Annotated in this window: 26 protein-coding genes; all 26 read left to right on the forward strand. The window is 60.8% G+C overall.

From position 1 onward, the window contains the following. Nucleotides 1–13 precede the first annotated feature (13 nt). The 26 genes from AOA59_RS08655 (at nucleotide 14) to fliQ (ending at nucleotide 25,220) form a co-directional block, all read left to right on the forward strand. Complete coding sequence (locus tag AOA59_RS08655; RefSeq protein ID WP_099486857.1) at nucleotides 14–1,597, forward strand: flagellar hook-associated protein 3; 1,584 nt, start codon at nucleotides 14–16, stop codon at nucleotides 1,595–1,597. Nucleotides 1,598–1,874: 277 nt separating this feature from the next. After that, the gene (locus tag AOA59_RS08660; protein ID WP_053257317.1) at nucleotides 1,875–2,804 is read left to right on the forward strand and encodes a ketoacyl-ACP synthase III; all 930 of its coding nucleotides are present in this window, start codon (nucleotides 1,875–1,877) and stop codon (nucleotides 2,802–2,804) included. Between the two features lie 265 nt (nucleotides 2,805–3,069). Then, nucleotides 3,070–4,515, forward strand: a complete 1,446-nt coding sequence (locus AOA59_RS08665) for a flagellin (RefSeq protein WP_058422163.1) — start codon at nucleotides 3,070–3,072, stop codon at nucleotides 4,513–4,515. 75 nt (nucleotides 4,516–4,590) lie between these two features. Further along, nucleotides 4,591–4,950: a flagellar protein FlaG gene (locus AOA59_RS08670; protein WP_053257315.1), complete on the forward strand. Its 360-nt coding sequence runs from the start codon at nucleotides 4,591–4,593 to the stop codon at nucleotides 4,948–4,950. Nucleotides 4,951–5,030: 80 nt separating this feature from the next. Further along, complete coding sequence (fliD, locus tag AOA59_RS08675; RefSeq protein WP_099486859.1) at nucleotides 5,031–6,443, forward strand: flagellar filament capping protein FliD; 1,413 nt, start codon at nucleotides 5,031–5,033, stop codon at nucleotides 6,441–6,443. 144 nt (nucleotides 6,444–6,587) lie between these two features. Further along, nucleotides 6,588–6,977: a flagellar export chaperone FliS gene (gene fliS, locus AOA59_RS08680; protein WP_017134932.1), complete on the forward strand. Its 390-nt coding sequence runs from the start codon at nucleotides 6,588–6,590 to the stop codon at nucleotides 6,975–6,977. A gap of 23 nt (nucleotides 6,978–7,000) precedes the next feature. Next, nucleotides 7,001–7,297 (forward strand): flagellar protein FliT, encoded by a 297-nt coding sequence (gene fliT, locus AOA59_RS08685; RefSeq protein ID WP_017134933.1) that lies wholly within the window; start codon nucleotides 7,001–7,003, stop codon nucleotides 7,295–7,297. Between the two features lie 169 nt (nucleotides 7,298–7,466). Then, nucleotides 7,467–8,942: a sigma-54 dependent transcriptional regulator gene (locus AOA59_RS08690; RefSeq protein ID WP_065929754.1), complete on the forward strand. Its 1,476-nt coding sequence runs from the start codon at nucleotides 7,467–7,469 to the stop codon at nucleotides 8,940–8,942. A 110-nt stretch (nucleotides 8,943–9,052) separates the two neighbouring features. Then, nucleotides 9,053–10,264 (forward strand): PAS domain-containing sensor histidine kinase, encoded by a 1,212-nt coding sequence (locus AOA59_RS08695; protein WP_099486904.1) that lies wholly within the window; start codon nucleotides 9,053–9,055, stop codon nucleotides 10,262–10,264. 7 nt (nucleotides 10,265–10,271) lie between these two features. Continuing rightward, nucleotides 10,272–11,651, forward strand: a complete 1,380-nt coding sequence (locus tag AOA59_RS08700; protein WP_099486861.1) for a sigma-54 dependent transcriptional regulator — start codon at nucleotides 10,272–10,274, stop codon at nucleotides 11,649–11,651. A gap of 131 nt (nucleotides 11,652–11,782) precedes the next feature. Further along, nucleotides 11,783–12,112 (forward strand): flagellar hook-basal body complex protein FliE, encoded by a 330-nt coding sequence (fliE, locus tag AOA59_RS08705; protein WP_016972029.1) that lies wholly within the window; start codon nucleotides 11,783–11,785, stop codon nucleotides 12,110–12,112. Nucleotides 12,113–12,128: 16 nt separating this feature from the next. Continuing rightward, complete coding sequence (fliF, locus tag AOA59_RS08710) at nucleotides 12,129–13,904, forward strand: flagellar basal-body MS-ring/collar protein FliF (RefSeq protein ID WP_065929752.1); 1,776 nt, start codon at nucleotides 12,129–12,131, stop codon at nucleotides 13,902–13,904. After that, nucleotides 13,897–14,916, forward strand: coding sequence for a flagellar motor switch protein FliG (fliG, locus tag AOA59_RS08715; RefSeq protein WP_010208743.1), 1,020 nt, complete (start codon nucleotides 13,897–13,899; stop codon nucleotides 14,914–14,916). Before fliF ends, fliG begins: the two co-directional genes overlap by 8 nt. A 10-nt stretch (nucleotides 14,917–14,926) precedes the next feature. Further along, nucleotides 14,927–15,691: a flagellar assembly protein FliH gene (fliH, locus tag AOA59_RS08720; protein WP_099486862.1), complete on the forward strand. Its 765-nt coding sequence runs from the start codon at nucleotides 14,927–14,929 to the stop codon at nucleotides 15,689–15,691. Beyond that, a complete protein-coding gene (gene fliI / locus AOA59_RS08725; protein ID WP_099486864.1) occupies nucleotides 15,681–17,039 on the forward strand; it encodes a flagellar protein export ATPase FliI in 1,359 nt (452 codons plus the stop codon). Before fliH ends, fliI begins: the two co-directional genes overlap by 11 nt. 3 nt (nucleotides 17,040–17,042) lie before the next feature. Beyond that, on the forward strand, nucleotides 17,043–17,492 hold the full coding sequence (fliJ, locus tag AOA59_RS08730) for a flagellar export protein FliJ (protein WP_099486866.1): 450 nt from the start codon (nucleotides 17,043–17,045) through the stop codon (nucleotides 17,490–17,492). A 112-nt stretch (nucleotides 17,493–17,604) separates the two neighbouring features. Further along, complete coding sequence (locus tag AOA59_RS08735; RefSeq protein WP_065929748.1) at nucleotides 17,605–17,910, forward strand: STAS domain-containing protein; 306 nt, start codon at nucleotides 17,605–17,607, stop codon at nucleotides 17,908–17,910. Beyond that, complete coding sequence (locus tag AOA59_RS08740) at nucleotides 17,907–19,625, forward strand: fused response regulator/phosphatase (protein ID WP_065929747.1); 1,719 nt, start codon at nucleotides 17,907–17,909, stop codon at nucleotides 19,623–19,625. The genes AOA59_RS08735 and AOA59_RS08740 overlap by 4 nt, the downstream gene beginning before the upstream one ends. Before the next feature lie 30 nt (nucleotides 19,626–19,655). Then, nucleotides 19,656–20,000, forward strand: a complete 345-nt coding sequence (locus AOA59_RS08745; RefSeq protein WP_099486868.1) for an Hpt domain-containing protein — start codon at nucleotides 19,656–19,658, stop codon at nucleotides 19,998–20,000. 219 nt (nucleotides 20,001–20,219) lie between these two features. Then, a complete protein-coding gene (locus AOA59_RS08750) occupies nucleotides 20,220–21,545 on the forward strand; it encodes a flagellar hook-length control protein FliK (RefSeq protein ID WP_099486870.1) in 1,326 nt (441 codons plus the stop codon). A gap of 221 nt (nucleotides 21,546–21,766) precedes the next feature. After that, nucleotides 21,767–22,270 carry a flagellar basal body-associated protein FliL gene (gene fliL, locus AOA59_RS08755; RefSeq protein ID WP_017134945.1) on the forward strand — a complete coding sequence of 168 codons (504 nt, stop codon included), beginning with the start codon at nucleotides 21,767–21,769 and terminating at the stop codon, nucleotides 22,268–22,270. A 9-nt stretch (nucleotides 22,271–22,279) separates the two neighbouring features. Next, nucleotides 22,280–23,248, forward strand: a complete 969-nt coding sequence (gene fliM / locus AOA59_RS08760; protein WP_010166091.1) for a flagellar motor switch protein FliM — start codon at nucleotides 22,280–22,282, stop codon at nucleotides 23,246–23,248. A gap of 45 nt (nucleotides 23,249–23,293) precedes the next feature. Further along, on the forward strand, nucleotides 23,294–23,761 hold the full coding sequence (gene fliN, locus AOA59_RS08765) for a flagellar motor switch protein FliN (protein WP_017134946.1): 468 nt from the start codon (nucleotides 23,294–23,296) through the stop codon (nucleotides 23,759–23,761). Nucleotide 23,762: 1 nt separating this feature from the next. Then, nucleotides 23,763–24,203 (forward strand): flagellar biosynthetic protein FliO, encoded by a 441-nt coding sequence (fliO, locus tag AOA59_RS08770; protein WP_065929744.1) that lies wholly within the window; start codon nucleotides 23,763–23,765, stop codon nucleotides 24,201–24,203. Beyond that, on the forward strand, nucleotides 24,203–24,946 hold the full coding sequence (fliP, locus tag AOA59_RS08775; protein WP_056859761.1) for a flagellar type III secretion system pore protein FliP: 744 nt from the start codon (nucleotides 24,203–24,205) through the stop codon (nucleotides 24,944–24,946). Before fliO ends, fliP begins: the two co-directional genes overlap by 1 nt. A gap of 4 nt (nucleotides 24,947–24,950) precedes the next feature. Continuing rightward, entirely contained in the window at nucleotides 24,951–25,220 is a 270-nt protein-coding gene (gene fliQ / locus AOA59_RS08780; RefSeq protein ID WP_003214552.1) for a flagellar biosynthesis protein FliQ, read from the forward strand. Nucleotides 25,221–25,222: the final 2 nt, after the last annotated feature.

A 25,222-nucleotide genomic window follows, 5' to 3' on the forward strand; every position in this document is an offset into this window, starting at 1 on the left:
GGAGTCTGGAACGATGCGTATCTCTACACAGCAGTATTTCGACACCAGCTCCAGCAAGTATCAGGACAACTATTCGGGTGTGGTGAAGGCCCAGGACCAGGCGAGTTCCGGTGTGCGTGTGCAAACCGCGTCCGATGACCCGGTGGCCGCCGCCCAATTGCTGATGCTGCAGCAGCAGAAAGACATGCTGGGGCAGTACAACGGCAATATCACGAGCTTGCAAAACTCGCTGACCAACGAAGAAAGTGTGCTGGCGAGCATCAATACCTCCATGCAAGCCGCCCAGGGCCTGGCACTGCAGGCCGGTAATCTCAAGCTCAGCGATGATGACCGCAAGGCGATCGCCAGCCAGATAGGTGCCCTTGAAGACCAAGTGTTGGGCCTGCTCAATACCAAGGACTCCAGCGGCAACTATATGTTCTCCGGGACCAAGACCGACACGCCGCCTTACACCCGTAACAACGATGGCACCTACACCTATCAGGGCGATGAGACGCCGCTGAGCCTGCAGGTGTCGAGCAACCTGACGGTCTCTGCGGGGGATACGGGCAAGACGTTGCTTGAGAGTTCTTCCAATACCGGTCGCACCCAGGCCACGCTGTTGCCGCCTGCGGTGAATGACGGCAAGGTCGCGATCTCGGCGGGCCTGATCACCTCCGGCACCACTTACACCAAGAGTTTTTCCGATGGTCAGCCCTATACATTGACCTTCTCCAGCAGCACCCAATACAGCGTGAGCGACAAGGACGGCAATGACGTTACCGCCGAGATCACCGGTAACGGCACGTTTGACTCCACCAAGGAAGGCGCTTCGAGTGTCAACTTGCGCGGCGTCAAATTCGATATCAGCTTGAACCTGGGGCCGGATGTCGCCTCGGGTGCGCCTGCGGATGCATTGGTGACGGGCAAGGCGTTCACCCTCGAAAGCAAGCCAGACACGTTCAGCAGCTCGCGTACCGCCAGTAATCCGTCCACGGCGCAACTGACCGGAGGCCGGGTCACGGATCAGCCGACCTACGCCAGTACCTTTCCCAACTCGGGTGCGGTGATCAAGTTCACCAGCGGCAATGCCTACGACGTGTATGCTCAGCCGTACACGCCGAACAGCAAGTCGATTGCCTCGGGCACCATGGCCACCGGCGCTACGTCGATTACCGCTGCCGGGGTGACGTTCGATGTGAGCGGTACGCCAGGGGCTGGTGACCAGTTTTCTGTTGGTGCCACCAGCAACAAAAATATGAACGCCCTGGATACCTTGGGCCAGCTGCGCAAGGCCCTGCTGGTCCCGGCGGATGGCAACCAGGTCGCCAAGAACAACCTCAAAGACGTGTTGAACACCACCATCGGCAACCTGACCAACGCGTCGGCGCAGATCGATCAGGTGCGCGGTTCGATTGGCGCACGCCAGAACGCCCTGGATATCCAGGGCCAGGAAAACACCAGTCTGGGCCTGGCCAACACCTCGACCATGTCGTCACTGGCCAACGTCGATATGGGCCAGGCCGCCATTGACCTGACCTTGCAACAGACCATGCTGCAAGCCTCGCAATTGGCCTTCGTGAAAATCTCGCAGTTGAGCCTGTTCAGCCGCATGTAATCGGCGGTAATACAAACGGCCCAGCCTGGAAACAGGGTGGGCCGTTGTCGTTTCTGACGCCGGGAATGTTGCCGGGTTTTGCATAAAGCGCACAAAATTGAGTGACCTGTGAGTCATAAAGCGCATCTTCACTGTATCGTGTGAAAAGGACAAGTCGCTTGCGAGTCTTCACACGGCGGCTTTCAGCGATATTTTCATGGGGTTATCCCCTTTATTGTCAGCGCTCCCGGCCAAGCCCGAGGGGTGTTATCCAGCTATTTAGTATTGGGAAGCCACAATGATTGGCATAAAAAGCATCGCCAGTTACGTGCCGGCAGACGGGGTTGATAACTACGCCCAGGGCGCCAAATTCGCCAAGGATGAAGATTTCATCATCGGCAAGATCGGTTCGGCGTTCCTGCCGCGCAAGGATGCTGCGCAGGAAACCTCTGATCTGTGCGTCGAGGCAGTCAACGCCTTGTTTGCGGCCAACCCGGATTTGAAGCGCGAATCCATCGACGCGCTGATCGTTGTGACGCAAAACGGCGACGAAGAGGGGTTGCCCCACACCGCCGCCATCGTCCAAGACAAGCTGGGCCTGCCCACCCACGTGGCTGCGTTTGATATTTCCCTGGGCTGCTCGGGCTACGTCTACGGCATCTATGCGATGAAGGGCTTCATGGAAGCCACCGGCCTGAAAAACGGCCTGCTGATCACCGCCGACCCGTATTCGAAGATCGTCGACCCGGAAGATCGCAACACCACCATGCTGTTCGGCGATGCCGCCACCGCCACCTGGATGGGTGAAGACGCGCCGTGGTTGCTGGGCAAGTCCAAATTCGGCACCGACGGTTCCGGCGCGCCGCACCTTAAGGTCAGCGACGGCGTGTTTTTCATGAACGGCCGCCAGGTGTTCAACTTCGCGTTGCTCAAGGTGCCGGCACATTTGCACGAGCTGCTCAATGAGTCGGACCTCAAAGCCGACGAAATCGACGCATTCTGCATCCACCAGGGCAGTGCGGCGATTGTTGACGCGGTCGCGCGGCGTTTCGAAGATGCGCCCGTGGAGAAGTTCATCAAGGACATGGTCGAGACCGGCAATACCGTGTCCTCGAGTATTCCGCTGCTGCTGGAAAAGCACATGATCGACGGCGATTGGAAGCGGGTTGCCATCAGCGGTTTCGGCGTTGGCCTGTCGTGGGGCTCGGCGATTCTCTATCGCCCGTAACGCTCTAACAGGCTGCACACAAAAACGCCCAGGCTCAAAAAGCCTGGGCGTTTTTTATTTGGCGCCAGAAAACCCAGCAATTGCGAGTGATTGGGCTATCGTAAATGCTTGAATTACAAAGGGTGGCCCCGTGCTAGTAAAAAAAATCAAAAAAGTCCTCAAGCAACCTGCTTTCACGACGATAACTATTACGAAGGTTCTCTAGGCCACACCCGGCGGTTGCCAGGGCCGGAAGCCGCAGTACACCACCCACGAGGATTTCGTCATGGCTTTAACAGTAAACACCAACCTTGCTTCGTTGACCGTTCAGAACAACCTGAACAAGGCTTCCGGCGCCCTGCAAACCTCCATGCAGCGTCTGTCCTCCGGCCTGCGTATCAACAGCGCCAAAGACGATGCGGCCGGCCTGCAAATCTCCAACCGTCTGACCAGCCAGATCAACGGCCTGGGCGTTGCGATCAAAAACGCCAACGACGGTAGCTCCATTGCTCAGACCGCTGAAGGCGCCATGCAGCAGTCCACCAACATCCTGCAAAGCATGCGTACCCTGGCTCTGCAATCCGCCAACGGCTCGCCAAGCGCTGAAGACCGTAAGTCGAACCAGGCTCAATACGCTGCTCTGACTGCTGAATTGACCCGTATCGCTACCACCACCACCTTCGGTGGCAAGAACCTGCTGGACGGTTCTTTCGGTACTACGTCGTTCCAGGTAGGCGCCAACGCCAACCAGACCATCGACATGAGCATCGGTAACGTTGCCGCCAACAACATTGGTTCGCAGCAGCTGAAAACTCAATCCCTGACGCCTTCGGCAACAGGTATTGCCGGCGGCGCGATCACCGTTACCGGTGGTGGCCAGTCTGCAACCGTGACCCTGGCAGCTGGCGCTTCCGCCAAGCAGATCGCTGCTCAAATGAACGGCGCTGTCGGCGGCCTGGCTGCGACTGCCAGCACTGAAGCTAAGTTCACCGTGAACACCGCTACCATCGGTGCTGCTACCCCTCCGAACGCTAACTTCACCCTGCAAGTGGGCAGCGGTGCAGCCGTTCAGTTCACTGGCGTGACCAGCACTGCCGACCTGGCTAGCCAACTGTCGTCCAACGCTGCCAAGCTGGGCATCAGCGTTAACTACGATTCGTCGACCGACGCTCTGTCGGTCAAGTCCGACACCGGTGAGAACCTGACCTTCAACGCTGGTGACGGCGGTGCTGCTGGTATCTCGGTTGCAACAAAAGACGGCAGCGGTACCTTCGGTACTGCTACTGCACTCGCCGCCACCGCTATCATTGCTACCGGTGCTGTTTCGCTGAACTCCTCCAGCAGCTACGCGCTGAACGGCGCGGGTGTAGCCGGTGTGTTCGCTGCCGGTGCTGCTACCGCTGCCAACTCCACCAAAACCACCGTCAACAACACCGACGTTACTACCGCTGCCAACGCGCAAAACGCGATCGACGTGATCACCCAGGCGATCTCGGACATCGACTCCCAGCGTGCCGGCCTCGGTGCTGTACAAAACCGTTTCGACAACACCGTTGCCAACCTGCAGAGCATTGCAGACAACTCCAGCGCCGCTCGCGGTCAGATCCAGGACGTTGACTACGCTGCAGAAACTGCTCAGCTGACCAAGCAACAAACCCTGCAACAGGCTTCCACTGCGATCCTGTCCCAGGCCAACCAGCTGCCTTCCGCTGTACTGAAGCTGCTTCAGTAATAGCCATCGGTAGATGACTGACGGAAGGGCGCGTTTACGTGCCCTTTTGTCTTTTGCGTGATGAGGAGACTGGACATGGACATGAGCGTCAAGTTGAACCTGTCTTATCCGGCAGCGGCGCCGCAAAGTGCTCCTGCTCCCGTAAGTACCGACCCGCAGAAAACCAAGGTGGACCCTACGGTCGCCACGGTCCAGCCCAAGCAGGACTCGAAGCCGTCCGACCTTGAACAGGCGGTCACGGATATTCGCAAATTCGTCCAGGCTGCCCAGCGCAACCTGGATTTTTCCATTGATGACACCACCCATCAGGTGGTAGTCAAGGTCATTGCGACCGACAGCGGCGAGGTGATTCGTCAGATCCCTTCGGAAACTGCGTTGAAACTCGCACAAAGCCTTCACGACGCCAGCAGCGTGTTGTTTGACGCCAAAGTCTGAGCTGGCATGAATTTTGTTGCTGAAGCTGCTTGAGGCGTCGTACGTCAAGAAAGCGCCAGCCCCGGATCAGGAGAACAGTCATGGGTGATATTACGGTTAGCGGCCCAGTTACGAACATCGATACCCAGTCGATCGTGACGGCATTGGTGAACGCGGAACAGGCACCCAAGCAGTCGCAGATCAACAAGCAGACGCAAACGTCGACCGCCCAGCTGTCCTCGATCGGCAAGATTCAAGCGGCACTGGATGCGTTCCGCGGCGCCATGGACAACATGGCCAAAGACGCCAGTATCGGCGGTTTGTCGGCAACGACCTCGGATAACAACGTATCGGCCATCACGCTGGGGGCCGGCGCTTCCGCGGGCAGCTACCAGTTGGTGGTCAATCAGTTGGCGACGGCCTCGAAGGTCGCAACCCAGACCTTTGCAGCCGGGACGAAGGCTGTCGTCAATAGCGGCACTACGTCGACCACCCTGGAGATCTCCCAGTCGGGCAAGAGCTATGGTGTGAGCGTTCCGCCAGGTGCGACGTTGCAGCAGGTGCGTGACTCGATCAACGCGCAATACAGCAGTGCTGGTTTGAGTGCCAACATCCTGACTGACGCCACCGGTTCCCGTTTGGTCATGACGTCGACCAATACCGGCGTCGGCACCGACATCACCCTCGGCGGTAACTCCGGCCTGGAAGCCGGAGCCTCGGTCGTGACCGTGCCGCAGAACGCGAAGTACACCATTGACGGTACCGCTCAGGAATCCAAGAGCAATACCCTGGGTGACGCGATCAGTGGTGTGAGCATCAAGTTGACGGCAGTGTCGCCTCTGCCTGCCGGCTCTACAGATCCGCTACCTCCTGGCTCAACCGTTACGCGCCTGAGTTCGACCATCACCATCGCGCGAAGCACCGACACCCTCAAGAGTTCGGTCAAGGGCTTTGTCGACACCTATAACGCCCTGATGACTGCGATCAACACTGAGACCGCGGTGACCACCAATGCCGACGGTTCCATCACGTCGGCTGCGCTGACGGGCGACGCCACTCTGCGTACCCTGACCTCGGCCGTTCGTAGCGAACTGAACGCATTGGGTGGCACCGGCTCGTTGAAATCCCTGGCCCAGTTTGGTGTGAACACTGACCAGAAGACCGGCAAGCTCAGCATTGACGATAAGTTGTTCAGTGCGGCGATCGCGACCAACCCCACTGACATTGGCGGCATTTTCAACGGCGACAAGGGGCTGCTGGCTCGGATGAAGACCGCGACCGACAGCTATGCGCTCAGTGGTACCGGGGTTCTCGCCACGCGTACGTCGACGCTGTCGGCAAACATCAAAGACCTGCAAAACCAGCAGGACACCCTGACCGCGCGCATGGCGGCCTTGAAGACGAGCCTGACTGCCAAATACACCACGATGAACAACCTGGTCGCCCAGCTCACCAGTCAACGTTCCAGCGTCATGACCACGCTTAACGCGCTGAATAATCCGAAGACCAATTGATCATCAATGAGGCCGCCCGGCAATGTGATTAACGTTGTCGGGCGCCACCTGCGCCAGACCATCGGCTTAAAGTTTTTTGCGACGCCGTCGACATAATAATCAGAGCCCATCTTTTTTAGCTGTTGCCTGCCACGAGGTAGAAACATGAATCCCATGAGAGCCCTTCGCCAATACCAGAAGGTCAATTCCCATGCCCAAGTCTCTGAAGCCAGCCCACATCGCCTGGTGCAGATGCTGATGGAAGGCGCGCTGGACCGCATGGCGCAGGCCAAGGGCGCCATGGCTCGTGGTGATATCGCGCAGAAGGGTTTGTTGTTGGGCAAGGCGATCGATATTTTGATCGGCCTGCGTGACGGCCTGAACCCGGAAAAAACCGATGATCCGGCCGCGTTGCAGCAACTCGATAACCTGTATGCCTACATGACCACGCGTTTGCTTGAAGCCAACAGCAAGAGCGATGTCAGCATGATCGACGAAGTAGCCGGCCTGATGATTACGCTCAAGGAAGGCTGGGACGGTATTGCAACACTGTAGGCCTTTGGCCTGAGGATGATGTCATGAGCCACGCCCTGCAACGGATTGACGAGACCCGCGAAGCCTTGGTCGACGCATTGGCGCAACGTAACTGGGACGCCATCGGCGAACTGGACATGGGGTGCCGCGCAGTCATCGACGAAGCGCTCAATAACGCGCCGGTGGACGAGGATGCGCTGCGGGAGAAGCTGGAGAGTTTGCTGGCGGTGTATCAGCAGTTGCTGGAGGTCACGACCGGCGAGCGCCAGGCGATTTTCGAAGAGATGTCGCAGATCAACCGCGCGCAAAGTGCGTCAAAGGTTTACCATCTGTTCGGCTGAACTGGCCCAGTTAATCCGAACAGTGCGTCATATATTTGACTGTGCTCGTATTTTTGACTTAACTAGTGCTGTTTTCAGATTTCAGGCGTCTGTTAGGTAAGAAGTCCTACAGGCGTCTCGATTGCCCTCACTCTGGGGCAGGAAGTTTTACTAGGGAAGTTGCTATTGCATGTGGCGTGAAACCAAAATTCTGCTGATTGATGACGATAGCGTCCGTCGCCGCGATTTGGCGGTGATTTTAAATTTTCTCGGTGAAGAAAATTTGCCCTGCGGCAGCCATGACTGGCAGCAGGCGGTCAGCTCTTTGTCGTCGAGCCGTGAAGTTATTTGTGTGCTGATCGGGACGGTAAATGCTCCTGGCGCCATTTTGGGCCTGTTAAAGACACTGTCGACCTGGGATGAGTTCCTTCCGGTGTTGCTGATGGGTGATATTTCTTCCGTGGACCTGCCGGAAGACCAGCGCCGCCGCGTGCTTTCAACCCTGGAAATGCCGCCCAGCTACAGCAAATTGCTCGACTCCCTGCACCGTGCCCAGGTCTATCGCGAGATGTACGACCAGGCTCGCGAGCGCGGCCGTCACCGTGAACCCAACCTGTTCCGCAGCCTCGTCGGCACCAGCCGTGCGATTCAGCATGTGCGCCAGATGATGCAGCAAGTCGCCGACACCGACGCCAGCGTGCTGATCCTTGGCGAATCCGGCACCGGCAAGGAAGTGGTTGCCCGCAACCTGCACTATCACTCCAAGCGCCGCGACGGGCCATTCGTGCCGGTCAACTGCGGGGCGATCCCGGCAGAGCTGCTTGAAAGCGAACTGTTCGGCCACGAGAAGGGCGCCTTTACCGGGGCGATCACCAGCCGTGCCGGGCGTTTCGAACTGGCCAACGGCGGCACCTTGTTCCTCGACGAAATCGGCGACATGCCGCTGCCGATGCAGGTCAAGCTGTTGCGCGTATTGCAGGAGCGCACCTTCGAGCGCGTGGGCAGCAACAAGACCCAGAGCGTCGACGTGCGCATCATTGCCGCCACGCACAAAAACCTCGAAAGCATGATCGAGGTCGGCAGCTTCCGCGAAGACCTGTACTACCGCCTCAACGTATTCCCCATCGAGATGGCGCCGCTGCGCGAACGCGTGGAAGACATCCCGTTGCTGATGAACGAGTTGATCTCGCGCATGGAGCACGAAAAGCGCGGTTCGATTCGCTTCAATTCCGCCGCGATCATGTCCCTGTGCCGCCACGGCTGGCCGGGCAACGTGCGTGAGCTGGCCAACCTGGTAGAGCGCATGGCGATCATGCACCCCTACGGTGTGATCGGCGTGGTCGAACTGCCGAAGAAATTCCGTTACGTCGACGACGAAGACGAGCAACTGGTCGACAGCCTGCGCACCGACCTCGAAGAGCGCGTGGCCATCAACGGCCACACGCCGGACTTCGGCGCCACCGCCATGCTGCCGCCCGAAGGCCTCGACTTGAAGGACTACCTCGGTAGCCTCGAACAGGGCCTGATCCAGCAGGCGCTGGACGATGCCAACGGCATTGTTGCCCGCGCCGCCGAACGCTTGCGAATCCGTCGAACCACTCTGGTGGAGAAGATGCGCAAGTACGGTATGAGCCGCCGGGAAGGTGATGAACAGGCGGATGATTGACGCCTGTTTTTTAAGCTACTGAAATTTCAGTAGTTTTTTTTAGGCACGGGTATTGCTACAGCCCTCGCAACGTTCCGTTTAACTGACGGTCAGCCAAGCGAGAGAGCATGATGCCCCACGCCGCCCAACTTTCTTCCGCCCCTGCTATTCCGGGGCTCGTTCCGTCCTCAGAGCCGCTGACCCGGCAGGGTCTTGAACAGGCGTTCTCGCAGTTCAACCAGATGTCGAGCCAACTGACTGACTCTTACAGCTTGCTGGAGGCGCGGGTTTCCGAGCTTAAAGGCGAGCTGGCGGTGGTCAGTGCCCAGCGCATGCAAGAGCTGGCCGAGAAAGAGCGCCTGGCCAACCGTCTGCAAAACCTGCTGTCGCTGCTGCCCGGTGGCGTAATCGTCATTGATGATCAGGGCCGCGTGCGTGAAGCCAACCCGGCTGCGGTCGACATGCTCGGCCTGCCGCTGGAAGGCGAGTTGTGGCGCGAAGTCATCGCCCGCTGCTTCGCCCCCCGTGAAGACGACGGCCACGAAATCTCCCTCAAGGACGGCCGCCGCCTGTCCATCGCCACCCGTTCCCTGGACGCCGAGCCCGGCCAACTGGTGCTGCTCAACGACCTGACGGAAACCCGTCACCTGCAAGACCAGTTGGCGCGCCATGAGCGCTTGTCGTCGTTGGGGCGGATGGTCGCTTCGTTGGCGCATCAGATCCGCACGCCGTTGTCGGCGGCGCTGATCTACGCCAGTCATTTGACTGATGAGCAATTGCCGGCCACCACCCACCAACGTTTTGCTGGCCGCCTTAAAGAGCGCTTGCATGAGTTGGAGCACCAGGTGCGCGACATGCTGGTGTTCGCCCGCGGCGAATTGCCGCTGACCGACCGCGTTACGCCCGCCCTGTTGATGCAGTCGTTGCAAGCGGCGGCCGCCACCCATATCCAGGACGCCCAGGTGCGCTGGCAGTGCGACAGCCACCAGGGCGAGTTGCTGTGCAACCGCGACACCCTGGTCGGCGCCTTGCTCAACCTGATCGAAAACGCCACCCAGGCCAGTGGCCCCGGAGCGCGGCTCAAGGTCCACCTGTACACCCGCGAGCAAACCCTGCGCCTGTGTATCAGCGACAGCGGCAGCGGCATCGAACCGCGTGTGCTGCAACGCCTGGGCGAACCGTTTTTTACCACCAAGACCAACGGCACCGGCCTCGGCCTGACCGTGGTCAAGGCCGTGGCACGTGCGCATCAGGGAGAATTGCAACTGCACTCCCGGGTGGGGCGTGGCACCTGTGCATTGATGACCTTGCCACTGTTTTCCAGCACGGCAAGCGCGGAGTAAAAGGACTATGGCTATCAAGGTGTTATTGGTCGAAGACGATCGCGCCCTGCGTGAAGCATTGGCTGACACGCTGCTGCTGGCGGGCCATGACTACCGGGCGGTCGGTTCTGCCGAGGAAGCCTTGGAGGCGGTTGAGCAGGAATCTTTCAGCCTGGTGGTCAGTGACGTCAACATGCCCGGCATGGACGGCCACCAGTTGCTCGGCCTGCTGCGCGCGCGCAAGCCGCAGTTGCCGGTGCTGCTGATGACCGCCCATGGCGCCGTGGAGCGGGCGGTGGACGCCATGCGCCAGGGCGCGGCGGATTACCTGGTCAAACCCTTTGAGCCTAAAGCCTTGATCGAACTGGTTGCCCGGCATGCACTCGGCGTTATTTCGAACGCCGAAGGCCAAGGCCCGATTGCCTTTGAACCGGCCAGCGCACAGTTGCTGGAACTGGCGGCCCGTGTGGCGCGCAGCGATTCCACCGTGCTGATCTCCGGCGAGTCCGGCACCGGTAAAGAAGTGCTGGCGCGGTATATCCACCAACAATCGAGCCGTGCCAAACAACCGTTCATCGCGATCAACTGCGCGGCGATCCCTGACAACATGCTCGAAGCCACCTTGTTCGGCCATGAAAAAGGCTCGTTCACCGGCGCCATCGCGGCCCAGGCCGGCAAGTTCGAACAGGCCGACGGCGGCACCATCCTGCTCGACGAAATCTCGGAAATGCCCCTGGGCCTGCAAGCCAAGCTGCTGCGGGTGTTGCAGGAGCGTGAGGTGGAGCGCGTGGGCGCGCGCAAGCCGATCCAGCTGGATATCCGCGTGGTTGCCACCACCAACCGCGACCTCGCGGGCGAAGTGGCGGCGGGGCGCTTTCGTGAAGACCTGTTCTACCGGCTATCCGTATTCCCGCTGGCCTGGCGCCCGTTGCGCGAACGCCCGGCGGACATCATCCCGCTGGCCGAGCGCCTGCTGAACAACCACGTCAAAAAAATGAAGCACGCCCAGGCGCGGCTGTCGGCCGAGGCTCAGGCTTGCCTGATCAGCTACCCATGGCCGGGCAACGTGCGCGAATTGGACAACGCCATCCAGCGTGCGCTGATTTTGCAGCAGGGCGGTTTGATCCAGCCGCAAGACTTTTGCCTGGCCATGGGCAGTGGCAGCGCGCCGTTGCCGAGCCTGGCGCCCGCACCGGTGGCGGCTGCCGATACCGAGTCCGGCGGTGCGCTGGGCGACGACCTGCGCCGCCGCGAATTCCAGATGATCATCGACACCTTGCGTGCCGAGCGCGGCCGTCGCAAAGAGGCCGCTGAACGCCTGGGGATCAGCCCGCGCACCCTGCGCTACAAGCTGGCGCAGATGCGCGACGCCGGCATGGACGTGGAAGCCTACCTGTTCGCCACCTGACCGGTAACAAGGTCGACAAGGTTTGTCGCCTTTTCTTACGAGTTGCTACAGAGCTGGCACCCTTGTTGCTACCTCCCCTGGTAATTGCTGCGTAGTGTCAAAAAATTGCGGGTCGTCGGAGAGAGAAGGTCATGAGCCAGGGTATTGAGTTCAATCGGTTGATGTTGGATATGCGCTCCATGCAAATGGATGCCATGGCTCAACCGAAATCCGTCGCGCCAGCGCCGGAATTGGGCCAAAGCAGTTTTGCCGACATGCTCGGTCAGGCAATCAACAAAGTCAGCGACACCCAGCAAGCCTCCAATCAGTTGGCCACCGCCTTCGAGATCGGCAAGAGCGGCGTGGACCTCACCGATGTGATGGTCGCTTCGCAAAAGGCCAGCGTTTCCTTTCAAGCCTTGACCCAAGTGCGTAACAAGCTGGTTCAGGCTTATCAAGACATCATGCAGATGCCGGTTTAAGGACGAGATTTAAGTCATGGCAGAAGCAGTCTCCGACAACGTACCCGCCAAGGCAGACGGCAAGCCGCCGCTGTTTGGCCTGTCGTTCCTGGAAAACCTCTCGGAAATGACCATGCTGCGGCAGGTGGGCCTGATGGTCGGCCTGGCGGCGAGCGTGGCGATTGGTTTTGCCGTGGTGTTGTGGTCGCAGCAACCCGATTACCGTCCGCTGTACGGCAGCCTGGCCGGCATGGATTCCAAGCAGATCATGGAAACCCTGGCCGCCGCCGACATCGCCTACACCGTAGAGCCCAACTCCGGCGCCTTGCTGGTCAAGGCTGATGACGTGGCCCGTGCGCGCATGAAGCTGGCCGCTGCCGGCGTGACGCCGTCCGACAGCAATATCGGTTTTGAAATCCTCGACAAGGACCAGGGCCTGGGCACCAGCCAGTTCATGGAAGCCACCCGCTACCGTCGTGGCCTGGAAGGCGAACTGGCGCGCACCATCAGCAGCTTGAACAACGTCAAGGGCGCCCGCGTGCACCTGGCGATCCCGAAAAGCTCGGTGTTCGTGCGTGACGAACGCAAGCCAAGTGCCTCGGTATTGGTCGAACTGTTTTCCGGCCGCTCCCTGGAGCCTGGCCAGGTACTGGCGATCATCAACCTGGTGGCCACCAGCGTTCCCGAATTGAGCAAGTCGCAAATCACCGTGGTCGACCAGAAGGGCAACCTGCTGTCGGACCAGGCCGAGAACTCCGCGCTGACCCAGGCCGGCAAGCAGTTCGACTACAGCCGCCGCATGGAAAGCATGCTGACCCAGCGGGTGCACAACATCCTGCAACCGGTGCTGGGCAATGACCGCTACAAGGCTGAAGTGTCCGCCGACGTGGATTTCAGCGCGGTCGAGTCGACCTCCGAACAGTTCAACCCGGACCAGCCTGCGCTGCGCAGCGAGCAGTCCACCAGCGAACAACGTACCGCCAGCAATGGCCCGCAAGGTGTGCCGGGTGCCCTGAGCAACCAGCCACCGGCCCCGGCGACTGCACCACAAACCACCGGTGGCGCCGCTGCCACGGCTGGCGCGATCCAGCCGGGCCAACCACTGTTGGACGCCAACGGCCAGCAGATCATGGACCCGGCCACCGGCCAGCCCATGCTCGCACCGTACCCGGCGGACAAGCGTAACCAGTCGACCAAGAACTTCGAACTCGACCGTTCCATCAGCCACACCAAACAGCAGCAGGGCAAGATCAATCGCCTGTCGGTGTCGGTGGTGGTCGATGATCAGGTCAAGGTCAACCCGGCGGATGGTGCCGTCACCCGTGCGCCGTGGAGCAGCGATGAATTGGCGCGCTTCACGCGCCTGGTACAGGACGCCGTCGGTTTCGACGCCAGCCGTGGAGACAGCGTCAGCGTGATCAACATGCCGTTCTCCGCCGAGCGCGCCGAAGTGATCGCCGACCCGGCGTTCTACACGCAGCCATGGTTCTGGGACATCGTTAAACAAGTGCTGGGTGTGTTGTTCATCCTGGTGCTGGTGTTCGGCGTGCTGCGCCCGGTGCTCAACAACATCACCGGCAACGGCAAGAAACAGCTGGCTTTGGCCGGTGGCGACGTCGAGTTGGGTGGCATGGGCGGCCTGGACGGCGAACTGGCCAACGACCGCGTCAGCCTCGGCGGCCCGCAAAGCATCCTGTTGCCAAGCCCGAGCGAAGGCTACGACGCTCAGCTGAATGCAATCAAAAGTCTGGTAGCAGAAGACCCGGGCCGTGTGGCTCAGGTCGTGAAAGAGTGGATCAACGCAGATGAGTGATAATCGAGCCGCTGTTGCCAAGCTCACCAAGGTCGATAAAGCCGCAGTTCTGCTGCTGTCCCTGGGTGAAACCGACGCCGCCCAAGTGCTGCGCCACATGGGGCCTAAAGAGGTCCAGCGGGTGGGCGTGGCCATGGCGCAGATGCGCAATGTGCACCGCGAGCAAGTCGAGCAGGTGATGAGCGAGTTCGTCGAGATCGTCGGCGACCAGACCAGCCTGGGCGTCGGCTCCGACAGCTATATCCGCAAGATGCTCACCTCGGCTCTTGGCGAAGACAAGGCCAACGGCCTGATCGACCGCATCCTGCTGGGCGGCAACACCAGTGGCCTGGACAGCCTCAAGTGGATGGAACCGCGCGCGGTGGCCGACGTGATCCGCTACGAGCACCCGCAGATCCAGGCGATCGTCGTGGCTTACCTCGACCCGGACCAGGCCGGTGAAGTGCTCGGCCACTTCGACCATAAAGTGCGCCTGGACATTATCCTGCGCGTGTCGTCGCTGAACACCGTGCAGCCGGCAGCCCTGAAAGAACTCAACACGATTCTGGAGAAGCAGTTCTCCGGCAACTCGAACGCCTCGCGCACCACCTTGGGCGGCATCAAGCGTGCGGCCGACATCATGAACTTCCTCGACAGCTCGGTCGAAGGCCAGTTGATGGACTCGATCCGCGAGATCGACGACACCCTGTCCGGCCAGATCGAAGACCTTATGTTCGTGTTCAACAACCTCTCCGATGTCGACGACCGTGGCATCCAGGCGTTGCTGCGCGAAGTCTCCTCCGACGTGCTGGTGCTGGCCCTCAAGGGCTCGGACGAAAACGTCAAAGAGAAGATCTTCAAGAACATGTCCAAGCGTGCTTCCGAACTGTTGCGCGACGACCTCGAAGCCAAAGGCCCGGTGCGCGTCAGCGACGTCGAAACCGCGCAGAAAGAAATCCTCACCATTGCCCGCCGTATGGCCGAAGCCGGAGAAATCGTTCTCGGCGGGAAAGGCGGCGAAGAAATGATCTAAGGCGCGTCCCATGTCGAACAAAGATGAGACGCCCAGCGATCTGATTCGCGCGCGGGATGTCGGCGGGTTCGACATCTGGTCGCTGCCCAGCTTCGATCCGCATGTGCCGGAGCCTGAGCCTGAACCGGTGGTTGAAACGCCGGTAGAGATGGAAGAAGTGCCGCTGGATGAAGTCCAGCCACTGACCCTTGAAGAGTTGGAGGCCATCCGCCAGGAAGCCTACAACGAAGGCTTTGCGGCCGGCGAAAAGGACGGCTTTCGCAGCACCACCCTCAAGGTGCGCCAGGAAGCCGAAGAGGCGCTCAGCGTCAAACTCGCCAGCCTTGAGCGGCTGATGGGCACGCTGTTCGACCCGATTGCCGAGCAGGATACGCAGATCGAAAAAGCCATGGTCGGCCTGATCGAGCACATTGCTCGCCAGGTGATCCAGCGCGAACTGGTGCTCGATTCCAGCCATATCGAAAGCGTCATGCGCGAAGCCCTCAAGCTGCTGCCGTTGGGCGTGGGCAATGTGCGCCTGTACATCAACCCGCAGGATTTCGAGCAGGTCAAAGCCCTGCGCGAGCGTCACGAAGAAACCTGGCGCATCGTCGAGGACGCGGCGTTGTTGCCCGGTGGTTGCCGCGTCGAGACCGAACACAGCCGCATCGATGCCACGGTGGAAACCCGTATCAGCCAGATCATGGCCAAGCTGTTTGATCAGTTGCATGAACAAGCCCTGCACCCGGCCGAGCCGGACCTGAGTGTGGACCTGGACGCCGTCGATGCGCCTTGATCGCACCAGCTTCGCCAAGCGCCTGGGCGGCTATGCCGAGGCCACGGAGTTGCCCGGCCAGCCGATTCTTGAAGGGCGCCTGCTGCGCATGGTCGGCCTCACTCTCGAGGCCGAAGGCCTGCGCGCCGCCATGGGCAGCCGCTGCCTGGTGATCAACGACGACAGCTACCACCCGGTGCAGGTCGAGGCCGAGGTGATGGGCTTTTCCGGCAGCAAGATTTTCCTCATGCCGGTCGGCAGCCTGGCGGGCATCGCCCCCGGTGCCCGCGTGGTGCCCTTGGCCGACACCGGCCGCCTGCCCATGGGCATGAGCATGCTCGGCCGCGTGCTCGATGGCGCCGGTCGCGCACTTGACGGCAAAGGCGGGATGAAGGCCGAAGACTGGGTGCCGATGGACGGCCCGACCATCAACCCGCTCAACCGCAACCCCATCAGCGTGCCGCTGGACGTGGGTATTCGCAGCATCAACGGTTTATTGACGGTTGGTCGCGGCCAGCGTCTGGGCCTGTTTGCCGGTACCGGCGTGGGTAAGTCGGTGTTGCTGGGCATGATGACGCGCTTTACCGAGGCCGACATTATCGTGGTCGGGCTGATCGGCGAGCGCGGCCGTGAAGTGAAAGAGTTCATCGAGCACAGCCTCGGTGAAGAAGGCCTCAAACGCTCGGTGGTGGTCGCGTCGCCTGCGGACGATGCGCCGCTGATGCGCCTGCGTGCTGCCATGTACTGCACGCGTATCGCCGAATATTTTCGCGACAAGGGCAAGAATGTCTTGTTGCTGATGGACTCGCTCACGCGTTTTGCCCAGGCCCAGCGGGAAATCGCCCTGGCCATCGGCGAGCCGCCCGCCACCAAAGGTTATCCGCCGTCAGTGTTCGCCAAGCTGCCCAAGCTGGTGGAGCGCGCCGGTAATGCCGAGGCCGGTGGCGGTTCAATAACTGCGTTCTACACCGTGTTGTCCGAAGGCGATGACCAACAAGACCCGATTGCCGACTCGGCGCGGGGCGTGCTCGACGGCCACATCGTGTTGTCACGGCGGTTGGCGGAGGAGGGGCACTACCCGGCCATCGACATCGAAGCCTCGATCAGCCGGGTGATGCCGGCGGTGGTCACCGCAGAGCACATGGCCCGTGCGCAGCACTTCAAACAACTGTGGTCGCGTTATCAGCAGAGCCGCGACCTGATCAGCGTCGGCGCCTACGTGGCTGGTGGCGATCGCGAAACCGACCTGGCCATCGCGCTGCAACCGCAGCTGGTGAGCTACCTGCGCCAGGGCCTTAACGACAAAATCAGCATGGGCGAAAGCGAAGCCCACCTGGGCTCGATCTTCGCCCCGGCGCCGGGCGGTTAAGCCATGGCCAGCACCCGTTCTTCACGCCTGGCCCCAGTGGTGGACATGGCCGAAAAGGCCGAGAAAACCGCCGTGCAACGCCTGGGGTATTTCCAGGGTCAGGTGCGCCTGGCGGAAAGCAAACTGGGTGACCTGGAGCGTTTTCGCAGCGAGTACCAGCAACAGTGGATCGAACGCGGCAGCAAGGGCGTGTCCGGCCAATGGCTGATGGGTTACCAGGGCTTTCTCAACCAGCTGGAAACTGCCGTGGGCCAACAGCGCCAGAGCCTGGCCTGGCACCAGAATAATCTCGATAAGGCCCGGGAAAGCTGGCAAGCGGCGTTTGCCCGGGTTGAAGGGTTGCGCAAGCTGGTGCAGCGTTATATCGACGAAGCGCGGGCCATCGAAGACAAGCGCGAGCAAAAGCTGCTCGACGAGCTATCACAGCGACTTCCGCGCCAGTCACAGTACTAACAGTTTCCACTTGCCTACTATGGGAGCTCCCACATTTGAGTATCAGTGTTGCTCACATCTCTATCAGCTGCTAAACCTTGTTGCATATTGCCAATGACAAGGAAGCAGTCACATGTCAGTCGAATCAGAAGTGTCCCTGGATGGGACGAAGTTGACGATTAAAGTAAGAGGCCGTTTCGATTTCGGTAACCACCAGACCTTTCGTGAGGCCTACGAACGGTTTTACAAAGTGCCCGAGATCTACGTGGTGGACCTGAAGGACGCCACCTACATGGACAGCTCGGCCCTGGGCATGCTCCTGCTGTTGCGTGACCACGCCGGTGGCGATAACGCCGAAGTGCAGGTCATCAACAGCAACTCCGATGTGCGCAAGATCCTCGCCATCTCCAACTTCGACAAACTGTTCGACATCAGTTGAACACCCTGGCCCCCGTACTCGAGGCGCTGACGATCCTGATCGCCGAAGACAGCGCCGCCGATTTGCTGTTGCTGTCGACGATCATTCGGCGTCAGGGCCATCAGGTGCTCACCGCCTCGAATGGCGCGCAAGCCGTCGAGGTGTTCACCCGTGAGCGCCCGCAACTGGTGTTGATGGACGCCCTTATGCCGGTGATGGACGGCTTTGAGGCGGCGCGGCGGATCAAGCAATTGGCGGGTGAGGCGCTGGTGCCGATCATCTTTCTTACCTCGCTGCGCGAGAGTGAAGCCCTGGCCCAGTGCCTGGATGCCGGTGGCGATGATTTCCTGCCCAAACCCTATAACCCGCTGATCCTGGCCGCCAAGATCAATGCCATGGACCGCCTGCGGCGGCTGCAGGCCATGGTGCTGCGCCAGCGCGACCAGATCGCCCGGCACCACGATTACCTGTTGCATGAGCAACGTGCGGCCAAGGCGGTGTTCGATAAGGTGGCGCATTCGGGTTGCATCAATGCGGCGCCGAACATTCGTTACCTGCAATCGCCTTATGCGCTGTTCAACGGCGACCTGTTGCTGGCGGCCTACACGCCCTCCGGCGACATGCATGTGCTGCTCGGTGACTTCACCGGCCATGGCCTGCCGGCCGCCGTGGGCGCCATGCCGCTGGCGGAGGTGTTCTACGGCATGACCGCCAAGGGCTACGGCCTGGCGCAGACCCTGCGCGAGATGAATGCCAAGCTCAAGCGCATCCTGCCGGTGGACATGTTCTGCTGCGCCACCCTGGTGTGCCTGAGTGCCCAGCGGCGCGTGGTGGAGGTGTGGAACGGCGGCATGCCGGAGGGCTATGTGCATGAGATCGCCACCGGCAAGCGCACGCCGTTGGTGTCGCGGCACCTGCCGCTGGGTGTGCTGTCGGCGCAGGCGTTTGATGACAGCACCGAAGTCTGGCCCATGGCCCTGGGCGACCGGGTGTTCTTGCTGTCCGATGGTGTACTGGACACTGCCGACGCCAATGATCAGTTATTTGGCGCCGCGCGCTTGCAGCAGGTATTTGCCGGCAATCGCAAGCCCGACCGCTTGTTTGAGGATATTGAGCAGGCCCTGGCGGCGTTTCGGGGCGAGGCGCGTGATGATGTGAGTATGGTGGAGATCACCTTGCAGGCGGGCCAGCCGTCGCGGGCGGCTGAGCCGCTGTACGCCGACAGTGGCCAGTCGTGCCCGCTGGATTGGTCGGTGAGCTTCGAGTTTCGTGCGCGCACGCTCAAAAGCTACAACCCGTTGCCGTACCTGTTGCAATTGTTGCTGGAGATTCACGGCCTGCGCGGGCAGAGCGGGGCGCTGTACAGCGTGATGGCCGAGTTGTATTCCAATGCGCTGGAGCATGGCGTGCTGGGCCTGGATTCGCGACTCAAGCGCGATGCCCTGGGGTTTGCCGAGTATTACCGCCAGCGCAACCAGCGCTTGGCGCAGTTGAACAGCGGTTATGTGCGGGTGCATGTGCAGGTGGTGCCGACTGCCACAGGTGGCAAAATGACGCTGCGCATTGAGGACAGTGGCCCCGGCTTTGACGTGGAACAGGTGCTGGCGCGGCCGCTGGATATCGACCGCCTGTCTGGCCGCGGGCTGAGCCTGGTACGGCAACTGAGCAGCGATGTACGCTGGACCGATGGCGGGCGCAGTGTATGCGTGGAGTTTTGCTGGGGGGCTCTGGCATAATCCGCCGATTCTTGATCAAGGAGCGAACAAGTGCTTGAGATTCATCTGGACCCTGATGTACTGACGGGCCTGCAGGAAGTGATGGAAAGCGAGTATCCGAAACTGCTGGAGACCTTTCTGGACGATTCGCAAAAGCGCGTCGAAGCGTTGCGCAAGTCGCGTGATGATGCCAAGGCGTTGGGGCGCATTGCCCATAGCTTCAAGGGCAGCAGTGGCAACCTTGGGGCGGTGCGGTTGGCGCAGTTGTGTCAGCGGCTGGAGGTGGAGTCCGTCGAGCTGACGGCGGACTTGGGTGCGCTGGTTGATCAGATTGATCATGAGTTTGCGTTGGTGCGGCCGCTGTATGAGTCGGAAAGGCAGCGCTTTCAGCTTTGAATTGAGTCGCCAGGCCGGTCTCGGCCACATGTGGGAGCTGGCTTGCCTGCGATGGCATCGACTGGTTTTGCCTGATACACCGAGGTGTCTGCATCGCAGGCAAGCCAGCTCCCACAGAAGTACAATGGATCTACCGTCAAAAAACCAAACCTGGCCCAACTCTTGCTCTACCTCCCAATACTGCATCCCCGACCCCCAGTGCAGTGGAGACCTTTACCTATGCCAGTCGCCCCCAATTCGCTCCTTCAGGCTGCCCCCGCGGCCAAGCCTCAAGCGCCTGCCGCTACTTCCCCGGTAGCGGTTGCAGCCCCACAGGACAAGGGCCCTGGCTTCGCTCAAGTGTTTGCCAACCAAAGCCCCAAGCCCACGCTGAAGCCCGACGACAGCCCGGCCAAAGTCACGCGTGACAAGCCTGCGGACACCAGCGCCAAGCCTGCCGCCAGTACGCCGGCGGTTGCCGATAGCGGCAATCCCTTGCCTGCCAAGCCGGCCAAGACCGACGACAGCGCCAGCAGTGATGACGACAAGCCCGCCGACCCGGCCCTGGCGCAGCAGCCTCCGGCTGATCCGGTGGTTGACCCGGCATTGGCCGCCGCCGTTACGCCGGTGCCTGTACCGGTGCCCACGCCAGCACCGGCGCCGGTCGCGGCCAATGATGACAAGGCCCTGCCGGTGGTCGCGGCGCCGGTTGCGGCAACCGAAGATGCCAGGCAACCGGCCTTCGACCCCGAAGCCGACCCGCTGGATTCGATGCCGGCCGTGCGCCTGGCGATGGAGCAGGGCGGCCATGTGTCGGCCAGCAGCCAGACGCCACAGAAAGCTGCGCCGACCAGCGCTCAGGATCAACCCACCGCCGCGCAAAACTTTGCCGCAGGTCTTGCCGGCATGGTCGACCAGCAAGCCACCAAAGACAGTACTGACCAGGGCGGCGACAAGGCCTTCAGCGGGCTGATCGAAGGCGGCCTCAAGGATTTGAAAGACGCTGGCAGCGACACCCGCGTGGATGATTTCGCCAACCGCCTGGCCGCGCTGACCCAGGCCGCCACGCCGAAAACCGCAAATGCCTTGCCGCCCGTGGCCAATGCGCCGCTGGCCATGCACCAGAGCGGCTGGACCGAAGAAGTGGTCAACCGCGTGATGTACCTGTCCAGCGCCAACCTCAAGTCGGCGGAGATTCAGTTGCAGCCGGCCGAGCTGGGGCGCCTGGATATCAAGGTCAATATGACCGCCGACCAGCAAGCCCAGGTCAACTTCATGAGCGGCCACGCCGTGGTGCGTGAAGCGCTGGAAAGCCAGTCCGGCCGTTTGCGTGAGATGTTTGCCCAGCAGGGCATGGGGCAGGTGGATGTCAATGTGTCCGACCAGTCCCGTGGCTGGCAGGGGCAGGGCCAGGAACAACAGCAGCAGAACCAGGCACGCGGCATAAGCGGCAGTGGCGGGCACGGTGATGGCGGCGATGCGGGTGACCCTGCTGAAGTGGCAGCGGCGGTCGCGCCGGTGACTCAGACAATAGTTGGCTCCAGCGCCGTCGATTACTACGCCTGACTTAAGCCGAAAACGCGGTCAATGTGGGAGCTGGCTTGCCTGCGATAGCGGTGCATCAGTTACAGAAGTATTCACTGAGCCACCGCTATCGCAGGCAAGCCAGCTCCCACATTTGGTTTGTGGTGTTAGTTCTCTCCCCAACTGCCTGACAACTCTGGCATAACACTTGCTCTTGCCTTCCCGTAGATCTATGAATCCCCGAATAGTGACGGATTATTGGCATGGCGAAGAGCGACGACGCAGCAGCAACCCCACCCGCAGGCAAAGGCAAGCTCAAGCTGATCCTGCTGATTGTGCTGGGCCTGCTCCTGGCCATTGGCGCCTCGATCGGCGGCACGTGGTACATCATGCACAGCAGTGCGAGCAAGCCGGCCCCCGCCGCCGAAACCGCCACCAACGTCAAGCAACCGGCAATCTTCGAGCCGATGCTGCCGGCCTTTGTCGCCAACTACAATCAGAACGGTCGCCAACGCTACCTGCAGGTGAGCATCACCTTGCTGGCGCGTAACCAGGCGGACCTGGATGCGCTTAAAGTGCATATGCCGGTGATCCGCAACAACCTGGTGATGCTGTTCTCCGGCCAGAGCTTCGACAGCCTGGCCACCCCGGTCGGCCAGGAAATGCTGCGCCAGAAGGTCACTGCCAGCGTGCAGGAAGTGGCCCAGAAAGAGCTCGGCAAAGTCGTGGTCGAGCAGGCGCTCTTCACTAACTTCGTATTGCAGTAGGATCACGACATGGCCGTGCAAGACCTGCTGTCCCAGGATGAAATCGACGCGCTGTTGCATGGCGTCGACGACGGTCTGGTACAGACCGAAATGGCTGCCGAGCCCGGCAGCGTCAAAAGTTATGACCTCACCAGCCAGGATCGTATCGTCCGCGGGCGCATGCCGACCCTGGAGATGATCAACGAGCGTTTCGCCCGCTACACCCGTATCAGCATGTTCAACATGCTGCGCCGTTCGGCGGACGTGGCGGTGGGCGGCGTGCAGGTGATGAAGTTCGGTGAATACGTGCACTCGCTGTACGTGCCCACTAGCCTCAACCTGGTCAAGATCAAGCCGCTGCGCGGCACCGCGCTGTTCATCCTCGACGCCAAGCTGGTGTTCAAGCTGGTGGACAACTTCTTCGGCGGCGACGGCCGCCACGCCAAGATCGAAGGGCGTGAATTCACCCCCACCGAACTCCGTGTGGTGCGCATGGTGCTGGAGCAAGCCTTCATCGACTTGAAGGAAGCCTGGCAGGCGATCATGGAAGTCAATTTCGAGTACATCAACTCGGAAGTGAACCCGGCCATGGCCAACATCGTCGGCCCCAGCGAAGCCATTGTGGTCTCCACCTTCCATATCGAACTCGATGGCGGCGGCGGCGACCTGCACGTGACCATGCCGTACTCGATGATCGAGCCGGTGCGCGAAATGCTCGATGCCGGTTTCCAGTCCGACCTCGACGACCAGGACGAACGCTGGGTCAAGGCCCTGCGCGAAGACCTGCTGGACGTCGACGTGCCGTTAAGCGCCACTGTGGCCCGTCGCCAGCTGCGTTTGCGCGATATTTTGCACATGCAACCGGGGGACGTGATCCCTGTGGAACTGCCGGAAGAGCTGATCATGCGCGCCAACGGCGTACCGTCGTTCAAGGTCAAGCTCGGTTCCCACAAAGGCAACCTGGCGTTGCAAGTGATCGAACCGATCAACCGTCGCTGATCTGCCCCTTCTATCGATGAATTTTTGCTGCGCCGAGGACATATAATGGCTACCGAACACGAAAACACTTCCGCCGAAGACCAGGCCCTGGCTGACGAATGGGCTGCAGCCCTGGAAGAAACCGGCGATGTCGGCCAGGACGACATCGACGCGCTGCTGGCCGCCGACGCCGCCATGGCGCCGGCCGGCAAGCGCCTGCCGATGGAAGAATTCGGCAGCGTGCCGAAAAACAACGACCCGGTGACCCTCGACGGCCCGAACCTGGATGTGATCCTCGACATTCCGGTGTCGATCTCCATGGAAGTCGGCAGCACCGAAATCAACATCCGCAACCTGCTGCAACTCAACCAGGGTTCGGTGATCGAGCTCGACCGCCTGGCCGGTGAGCCGCTGGACGTACTGGTCAACGGCACCCTGATCGCCCATGGCGAGGTGGTGGTGGTCAACGAGAAGTTCGGCATCCGCCTGACGGACGTGATCAGCCCAAGCGAACGCATCAAGAAGTTGCGTTGATATGAAGTATTCGATGGCGGGACTGTTTCTGGCGCTGCCATTGAGCGCCATGGCGGCGGAGCCGATCGCCCCAGCGGTAACGGCGGCGCCGGTGGTCAGCAGTGGCATCGGTGGGCAATTGACCCAGCTGGTGCTGGGGCTGTTGCTGGTGGTCGGCTTGATCTTCGTGCTGGCCTGGTTGATGCGTCGCGTGCAGCGCATTGGGCCGGGCAATGCCCAGGTGATCGAGATGATCGGCTCGCGCGCCCTCGGCCCGCGTGATCGGCTGGTGCTGGTGCAAGTGGGCGAAGAGCAAATCCTGCTCGGCATCACGCCCGGTCGCATCACCCCGTTGCACGTACTCAAGACGCCAGTGGAAGCGACCAAAACCGAGGCCGCCACGCCGGAATTCGCCCAGCGCCTGATGGAGTTGCTGGGCAAGGATCAGAAGGATAAGAAGTAATGCGCGTTTTATTGACGCTCATGCTGTTGCTGGCCGCGCCGCTGGCGTTGGCAGCCGACCCGTTGTCGATCCCGGCGATCACCCTGGGTACCAACGCGGCCGGCGCCCAGGAATATTCGGTCAGCCTGCAGATTTTGCTGATCATGACTGCGCTGAGTTTTATCCCGGCGTTTGTCATGCTGATGACCAGCTTTACGCGGATCATCATCGTGTTCTCGATTCTGCGTCAGGCCCTGGGCCTGCAGCAGACGCCGTCGAACCAGATCCTCACCGGCATGGCGCTGTTTTTGACCTTGTTCATCATGGCGCCGGTGTTCGACAAGGTGAACCAGCAAGCCTTGCAACCCTACCTGGCCGAGAAACTCTCGGCTCAGGACGCGATCGACAAGGCCCAGGGTCCGATCAAGGACTTCATGCTCTCGCAAACCCGCTCCAGCGACCTTGAGCTGTTTATGCGCCTGTCCAAGCGCACCGACATTGCCACGCCGGATCAGGCGCCGCTGACCATTCTGGTGCCGGCCTTCGTCACGTCCGAATTGAAAACCGCGTTCCAGATCGGCTTCATGATCTTTATCCCGTTCCTGATCATCGACCTGGTGGTGGCGAGCGTGCTGATGGCCATGGGCATGATGATGCTGTCGCCGCTGATTATCTCGCTGCCGTTCAAGATCATGCTGTTTGTGCTGGTGGACGGCTGGGCGCTGATTATCGGCACGCTGGCCAGCAGTTTCGGCGGGGTGTAGTCAAATGACGCCAGAAGTAGCGGTTGACCTGTTCCGTGAAGCGCTGTGGCTGACCACCATGATGGTCGCCGTGCTGGTGGTGCCGAGCCTGTTGGTGGGCCTGCTGGTGGCGATGTTCCAGGCCGCGACCCAGATCAACGAACAAACCCTGAGTTTCCTCCCGCGTTTGCTGGTGATGTTGATTACCCTGATCGTCGCCGGCCCGTGGCTGGTGCAAACCTTTATGGAATACATTCTGCAGCTGTACGGCAGTATTCCGCAGTTGATCGGCTGACC

Origin of the sequence: Pseudomonas sp. 2822-15 (genome assembly GCF_002742515.1) — a bacterium.
GTDB lineage: Bacteria > Pseudomonadota > Gammaproteobacteria > Pseudomonadales > Pseudomonadaceae > Aquipseudomonas > Aquipseudomonas salomonii.

What these genes read in the sequence shown, in the direction of transcription:
- AOA59_RS08655 (WP_099486857.1), top strand. Translation starts at nt 14, where the DNA reads ATGCGTATCTCTACACAGCAGTATTTCGACACCAGCTCCAGCAAGTAT.
- AOA59_RS08660 (WP_053257317.1), top strand. Translation starts at nt 1,875, where the DNA reads ATGATTGGCATAAAAAGCATCGCCAGTTACGTGCCGGCAGACGGGGTT.
- AOA59_RS08665 (WP_058422163.1), top strand. Translation starts at nt 3,070, where the DNA reads ATGGCTTTAACAGTAAACACCAACCTTGCTTCGTTGACCGTTCAGAAC.
- AOA59_RS08670 (WP_053257315.1), top strand. Translation starts at nt 4,591, where the DNA reads ATGGACATGAGCGTCAAGTTGAACCTGTCTTATCCGGCAGCGGCGCCG.
- fliD (WP_099486859.1), top strand. Translation starts at nt 5,031, where the DNA reads ATGGGTGATATTACGGTTAGCGGCCCAGTTACGAACATCGATACCCAG.
- fliS (WP_017134932.1), top strand. Translation starts at nt 6,588, where the DNA reads ATGAATCCCATGAGAGCCCTTCGCCAATACCAGAAGGTCAATTCCCAT.
- fliT (WP_017134933.1), top strand. Translation starts at nt 7,001, where the DNA reads ATGAGCCACGCCCTGCAACGGATTGACGAGACCCGCGAAGCCTTGGTC.
- AOA59_RS08690 (WP_065929754.1), top strand. Translation starts at nt 7,467, where the DNA reads ATGTGGCGTGAAACCAAAATTCTGCTGATTGATGACGATAGCGTCCGT.
- AOA59_RS08695 (WP_099486904.1), top strand. Translation starts at nt 9,053, where the DNA reads ATGCCCCACGCCGCCCAACTTTCTTCCGCCCCTGCTATTCCGGGGCTC.
- AOA59_RS08700 (WP_099486861.1), top strand. Translation starts at nt 10,272, where the DNA reads ATGGCTATCAAGGTGTTATTGGTCGAAGACGATCGCGCCCTGCGTGAA.
- fliE (WP_016972029.1), top strand. Translation starts at nt 11,783, where the DNA reads ATGAGCCAGGGTATTGAGTTCAATCGGTTGATGTTGGATATGCGCTCC.
- fliF (WP_065929752.1), top strand. Translation starts at nt 12,129, where the DNA reads ATGGCAGAAGCAGTCTCCGACAACGTACCCGCCAAGGCAGACGGCAAG.
- fliG (WP_010208743.1), top strand. Translation starts at nt 13,897, where the DNA reads ATGAGTGATAATCGAGCCGCTGTTGCCAAGCTCACCAAGGTCGATAAA.
- fliH (WP_099486862.1), top strand. Translation starts at nt 14,927, where the DNA reads ATGTCGAACAAAGATGAGACGCCCAGCGATCTGATTCGCGCGCGGGAT.
- fliI (WP_099486864.1), top strand. Translation starts at nt 15,681, where the DNA reads ATGCGCCTTGATCGCACCAGCTTCGCCAAGCGCCTGGGCGGCTATGCC.
- fliJ (WP_099486866.1), top strand. Translation starts at nt 17,043, where the DNA reads ATGGCCAGCACCCGTTCTTCACGCCTGGCCCCAGTGGTGGACATGGCC.
- AOA59_RS08735 (WP_065929748.1), top strand. Translation starts at nt 17,605, where the DNA reads ATGTCAGTCGAATCAGAAGTGTCCCTGGATGGGACGAAGTTGACGATT.
- AOA59_RS08750 (WP_099486870.1), top strand. Translation starts at nt 20,220, where the DNA reads ATGCCAGTCGCCCCCAATTCGCTCCTTCAGGCTGCCCCCGCGGCCAAG.
- fliL (WP_017134945.1), top strand. Translation starts at nt 21,767, where the DNA reads ATGGCGAAGAGCGACGACGCAGCAGCAACCCCACCCGCAGGCAAAGGC.
- fliM (WP_010166091.1), top strand. Translation starts at nt 22,280, where the DNA reads ATGGCCGTGCAAGACCTGCTGTCCCAGGATGAAATCGACGCGCTGTTG.
- fliN (WP_017134946.1), top strand. Translation starts at nt 23,294, where the DNA reads ATGGCTACCGAACACGAAAACACTTCCGCCGAAGACCAGGCCCTGGCT.
- fliO (WP_065929744.1), top strand. Translation starts at nt 23,763, where the DNA reads ATGAAGTATTCGATGGCGGGACTGTTTCTGGCGCTGCCATTGAGCGCC.
- fliP (WP_056859761.1), top strand. Translation starts at nt 24,203, where the DNA reads ATGCGCGTTTTATTGACGCTCATGCTGTTGCTGGCCGCGCCGCTGGCG.
- fliQ (WP_003214552.1), top strand. Translation starts at nt 24,951, where the DNA reads ATGACGCCAGAAGTAGCGGTTGACCTGTTCCGTGAAGCGCTGTGGCTG.